Source organism: Chamaesiphon sp. VAR_69_metabat_338 (assembly GCF_031423935.1).
GTDB lineage: Bacteria > Cyanobacteriota > Cyanobacteriia > Cyanobacteriales > Chamaesiphonaceae > Chamaesiphon.
On the sequence record NZ_JANPGM010000108.1, the window covers coordinates 1 to 4,088 of the forward strand.

At 47.1% G+C, this 4,088-nt stretch carries 5 protein-coding genes; 3 read left to right on the forward strand and 2 right to left on the reverse strand.

The annotated features are described in order from the left end of the window. On the reverse strand, positions 1-288 hold a 288-nt coding region (locus RMO84_RS03200), incomplete at its 3' end, for a carbamoyl-phosphate synthase domain-containing protein (RefSeq protein ID WP_310487004.1). 69 nt (positions 289-357) lie between these two features. Here RMO84_RS03200 and lepB point away from each other — a divergent pair. Beyond that, the gene (gene lepB / locus RMO84_RS03205; RefSeq protein ID WP_310487005.1) at positions 358-1,158 is read left to right on the forward strand and encodes a signal peptidase I; all 801 of its coding nucleotides are present in this window, start codon (positions 358-360) and stop codon (positions 1,156-1,158) included. A gap of 135 nt (positions 1,159-1,293) precedes the next feature. Here lepB and RMO84_RS03210 read toward each other — a convergent pair whose 3' ends face one another. Continuing rightward, complete coding sequence (locus RMO84_RS03210) at positions 1,294-1,620, reverse strand: metalloregulator ArsR/SmtB family transcription factor (protein WP_310487006.1); 327 nt, start codon at positions 1,618-1,620, stop codon at positions 1,294-1,296. 231 nt (positions 1,621-1,851) lie between these two features. On the opposite strand from RMO84_RS03210, the gene RMO84_RS03215 reads away from it, so the two are divergent. After that, entirely contained in the window at positions 1,852-2,928 is a 1,077-nt protein-coding gene (locus tag RMO84_RS03215; RefSeq protein ID WP_310487007.1) for an alkene reductase, read from the forward strand. Positions 2,929-3,131: 203 nt separating this feature from the next. After that, positions 3,132-4,088, forward strand: a 957-nt coding sequence (locus RMO84_RS03220) for a DHH family phosphoesterase (RefSeq protein WP_310487008.1), incomplete at its 3' end; no start/stop codon positions are given.

The following is a 4,088-nucleotide window of genomic DNA, read 5'->3' on the forward strand; positions in this document are numbered from 1 at the left end:
CCAGTTACTCGGACGATAGCAGACATTGCGCGCGATCGCGCCCCGAACGTGCGGTGCGTGAGATTCCTCGTCGTCGGGATTGACGCCGGTATTACCCAATTCTGGATAAGTAAATACGACGATCTGACCGCTATAACTAGGGTCGGTGAGGACTTCCTGATAGCCAGTCATCCCTGTATTGAAGACAACTTCACCAATGGTCGTACCCATCGCGCCAAATGACCAACCAGTATAGGTTGTGCCATCTGCTAATACCAATAAGGCTGGCAATACCGCAGAAACGGACATAGGATTTACAAACGGGTTATTATGGCGGATGCAATTATACCATCTCCACGCCAATTGCCTTTATCGCTAATGTTACTTCTGCATAAATCCCTGCAACTATTCGCACTCTCTTTAGTTATCTTAGGCGCGATAATCGATCGACCTGGATGGAGCGATGAGCAACCAGTAGACAGCCCAATTTTGTCGGAGTCTTTATGCCAAAAAGTATTTACTGATACGATCGTTAAAGTTCGGGCTAGTAATTGGCAAATATCCGATCGGGATCGGCGAATTTTCCAACAGTGTCGGCTCAAATATGCTGTTCCAATCGATCCGAGTACTCCATTACCAACATCATCTCAATGTACTTCTTTTCTCAAAAAAATGTTGCAAGATAGTCCAGTCGATCTAGCTGAAATTGTTCGATTAGAAGAAAAGATGCCATCACTTTCTAGATGTAATGAAGTGGTGAATTTCTACTATATGCCATCGGAGTCAATGTTGCCGACATTAAAGACTAACGAGCGATTTCTCATCGATAAGACAATATATCAACGGCAAAATCCCAAACGAGGCGATATTATCATCTTCAATCCTAACGAACAGCTCAAACGCGAAAAATTTAAGGATAAGTTCCTGAAGAGAATTATCGGTTTACCAGGAGACAAAGTAAAGATTCAGGGTGGCAAAGTCTATATTAAAGGTCGCCCTCTAACCGAAAATTACATCAGTGAATCGCCTCAATATACTCACCAATTAGTTGTCGTGCCTGCAAATAGTTACTTTGTGTTAGGCGATAATCGCAATAATTCATACGATAGTCATTATTGGGGTTTCGTGCCTCGCGCTCTTATTGTCGGCAAACTAATTTGGAAGTTCAGTACCAAATGAACGCTCGTTATCCTAGCCGATCGAATTTAGCTCAATTCAACATTTCTCGTCACATACTTGTAAGCGTCGATCGCTAACTTTCCACTCGATCGCATCTTACCAGTATCCAAATATGTGGAGCATTAGAGTCGATCGTCAAACATGGCTAGATGTAGCCTCACTAAATGAATCGCGCAATACCACTGCCAATAATCCTGGGAAAAGCCGATCGAGATCTTCGGTACGCAAGGTGTTGATATGTTGAGTCCCTTCCTTGCGAGTAGATACCAACCCCGATTCTCGCAAAATCTTGAAATGATGGGACATCGTTGATTTGGCAACCGCACAGTCTAAATCCGAGCAAGTTAATTCCCCAGTCTGAGCAAGGCGTCGGACGATCTGCAATCGCACTGGATCGCCAAGTGCGTACAGCACGCCAACAAGAGTAATATCTTCAGACTGAGGATGATAGAAGGGACGCATGGTATGGGGAGAGAGCGGGGAGCGGGGAGTGGGAGGACGGGGAGAAGATTAAAGCAACCTTTCTAGAGCGCGATCTTTAGCTGATATCTCCGAGCAGTTCGACAACTAGCATTGGTGATGCCTTACTTGCATTATGCCATGTAAGTTGATATAGTTTGTTAATTCGGAATTATCGAACTACCGAATTTACTACAGCAGACTAATCTAGCCATTCATTAATTTAGTTAGCTTATGACATTAACCCATCTATTTACACCGCTGAAAATGGGTGCTCTGACTCTCCCTAACCGGATTCTGATGGCACCCCTAACGCGCTGTCGGGCAGACAAAGACCACGTACCGACGGCACTAATGGCCGAACACTACAGCCAACGGGCGAGTGCGGGCTTAGTCATTGCCGAAGCTACGGCGGCAATGGCGGGTTGCTCGTCGTTTTGGACGGAGCCAGGGATTTATAATGACGCGCAAGTGGCGGGCTGGAAGCAAGTTACCGATGCCGTCCACGCTCAAGGCGGTCAGATTTACCTACAAATCTGGCATGGCGGACGATCGTGTCATCCATTGATGAATGACGGGGCGATTCCCGTAGCTCCGAGTGCCATTCCGATTACCAATGATGAGATTCATACCCCCAATGGGAAAGTCGCGCATGTGACGCCTCGTGCGCTGGAAGATGCGGAGATCCCAACGATCGTGGCTGGCTTCAAAGCAGCGGCGGTAAATGCCAAAGCAGCGGGATTTGATGGCGTGGAAGTCCACGCCGCGAACGGTTATTTGTTAGATGAATTTTTGCGCGACGGCTCGAATCAGCGTAGTGGGATGTATGGTGGCTCGATCGAGAATCGCGCCCGTTTATTGTTAGAAGTGCTCGCTGCAACGATCGATGTCTGGGGTAGCGATCGAGTAGGTGTAAGAGTTTCACCGCTCAATAGTTACAACAGTATGAAAGATAGCGATCCGATCGCCACTTACAGTTGGCTGGCAAATCGGCTTAATGATTACAATCTTGCCTATCTCCATGTCATGCGTGGAGACTTCACGAGCGAGCAACAAGGTGACGTGATGACGCCGATGCGATCGATCTATCGCGGGATTATTATTGGCAATATGGGCTATAGTGCTGAGGAATCCGAAGCCGCGATCGCCGATGGTAAGCTCGATGCAGTAGCTTTTGGTACTCCATTCCTCGCCAATCCCGATCTGCCAACGCGATTTGCCAAGAATGCTCCCCTTAATGCGCCAGACTCTGCCAAATTCTATTCCGCAGGGGCTGAAGGTTACAACGATTATCCCTATTTAGCAGCCTAAGTTAGCGATCGCAATCCGACCAAATTTGTACATGAAACTTGGATCGGGTTGCGATCGATTTTACTTTGACCTGAGATATCCGAGTTAGCCGAACTTAAACTTTACATTCGCGGCGATCGAGCGGTGCATAATTATAAAATGTAAGCTCGATCGGTCTTGAGATCTGGTCGATCGCTAAACTTATATTTGCAACTGCCATAATCATGCTCCCCCAACACCGCTGGCAAATAGCACCGAGTAATTTATCCCAGGCGGCAACCTTAGCGGCGGGAATTACGCTCACAGATGGCGAGGCGACATCACCATTGCTGGCGCAGGTATTGATGAATCGCGGAATTGAGACGGTAGAGCAAGCGGAGTTGTTTATTTACCCAGAGACGGCAGTATTACCCTCGCCGTTGACCGAATTTCCCGATCTGGAGATTAGTTTGGATATCTTGGTAAACGCGATCGAGCATAAATCCAAAATCGCGATTTGCGGGGATTATGATGCTGACGGGATGACTAGCACTGCTTTACTGTTGCGCGCGCTTTCCGCCTTGGGTGCGGATGTTGATTACGCAATTCCCAGCCGGATGTCCGATGGCTATGGGATTAATAAGCGGATTGTCGAAGAGTTTCACGCTGAAGGTGTCAAGTTAATTATCACGGTCGATAACGGCATTTCAGCAGTAGCGGCGATCGCCAGAGCCGTAGAATTGGGTTTGCAAGTAATCATCACCGATCACCACGATCTACCGCAGGTGTTACCACCAGCGCAAGCGATTCTCAATCCGAAATTGATTCCCGAATCATCAGTTTATCGCGCGATCGCAGGTGTCGGCGTTGCTTATTTATTAGCGTTAGAATTGGCTCAAAGACTCAACAAACCATCCCTGAGCGATGAGTTATTAGAATTATTTACATTAGGCACGATCGCCGATTTAGCACCGCTGACAGGTATCAATCGTCGCTTAGTTAAGCAAGGTTTACAACTATTACCTAAGTCGCAAGTGATAGGCATTCAAGCCTTAATTGAAATGTCTGGCACTCAAGGGGGAACGGTAGCAAAAAGTACCGCTATGAAACCCGAAGATATTGTCTTTAGACTCGGCCCGCGAATTAATGCGATCGGCAGAATTGACGATCCGCAGATTATTATTAATTTGCTTACTACCGAA